1 protein-coding gene is annotated in these 1181 nt (G+C 46.2%); it reads right to left on the bottom strand.

Features of this window, described 5'->3' with window-relative positions; genetic code table 11:
- Nucleotides 1-19: 19 nt before the first annotated feature.
- Nucleotides 20-1069 carry an IS30 family transposase gene (locus tag F5ESL0228_RS08210; protein ID WP_122023451.1) on the bottom strand — a complete coding sequence of 350 codons (1050 nt, stop codon included), beginning with the start codon at nucleotides 1067-1069 and terminating at the stop codon, nucleotides 20-22.
- Nucleotides 1070-1181: the final 112 nt, after the last annotated feature.

The raw sequence follows: 1181 nt of genomic DNA, 5'->3' as shown, positions 1-1181 counted from the left end.
CAATTTTAAGTTGAACACCCTACTTGATTTGATAGATGCAATCTAATCTTTTCTCATATAATTCATCGGGAGTGTGGTAGGCTAAGATTTTGCGCGGCAGGTTATTGCACCATTCCTCAATGCCGTAGATTTGGATCATATCATAATCCTTGATGTATTTGCCTTTGGGGATAAAGCGCCTGATTAACCGGTTGTGCCGCTCTACTCCGCCCTTCTCACAAGAAGTGTAAGGGTGCGCATAGTAGACCAACGTCTGCGATACTCTTTCTAACTGGGCTAAATCCGCAAACTCAGAACCGTTATCCGTGGTAATGGTCTTAAAGACCTCATTCCAGTGTTCTTGGTAGTGGCTGCGCAAGATTTTAAAGGCCGTCATGACACTAGCGGCAGTCTTATCCTTAATCGGAATAATCATAAACTTGCGCGTCATGCGTTCATACAGGGTTAAGAGGGCCTGGTCATCTTTGGTCTTGTGACCTAAGACTAGGTCGCATTCCCAGTGACCAAATTCGCGGCGCTGGTTAATAGCAGCAGGTCGCTCACTAATACTGCGCCCCAGTCTGCGTTTATGCTGGCGTATCCGTTTGGCTTTAGTCTTACGGCTTAAGCATTCGGGCAAGTTAGTTGCCTTAATCTGTAATAAACCACGTTCCACATAATGGTAGAGCGTCTTGGTGCAGACGGTTTCGGCCCGGGTAAATTTACCACTGGCTAAGGCCCGGCTCACACAGGCATCAAGCGACCAGCCGTGCTTGAAGAAGTGCGCTTCAACGTACTTAATGAAGCGAGTTTTGGCCAAGCAGGCTTGCTTACGACCGCAGTTTAAGCGTCTTGCCTGATAGCGTCTTTGCGCTGCTTGGGCATCATAGCGGTGCCGTTGACCGTGATAGAGTGCAATCTGACCGCGTTCAAGCTCATATTTCACGGTTGCGGGCGAACAATTAAGACTAGCGGCAATTTGACGCAGGGACTGGCCCTGCTGGCGCAAGACTTGGATAATCACGCGGTCTTGCAAAGCAAGATGTTGGCCCTTTTGATGATTAGATATGGTAGAATTAAGCGAGTTCATTGGTAACTTCTTTCTAGAATTGATTGGGTAATTACATTCTATCAAAGAAGTCCAATGGACTTTTTTCATTTTTTAATTAGGGCAAGTGTTCAACTTCATTTTACAATTTACC

This window comes from Lactobacillus sp. ESL0228 (assembly GCF_003692825.1).
Taxonomy (GTDB): domain Bacteria; phylum Bacillota; class Bacilli; order Lactobacillales; family Lactobacillaceae; genus Lactobacillus.
Note: the sequence above shows the minus strand (reverse complement) of the source record. Positions and strands in the feature narration are given on the sequence as shown.

Bases quoted from the DNA above. Each gene is read 5' to 3' on its own strand.
- F5ESL0228_RS08210 (WP_122023451.1), bottom strand. From the start codon at position 1,069: ATGAACTCGCTTAATTCTACCATATCTAATCATCAAAAGGGCCAACAT.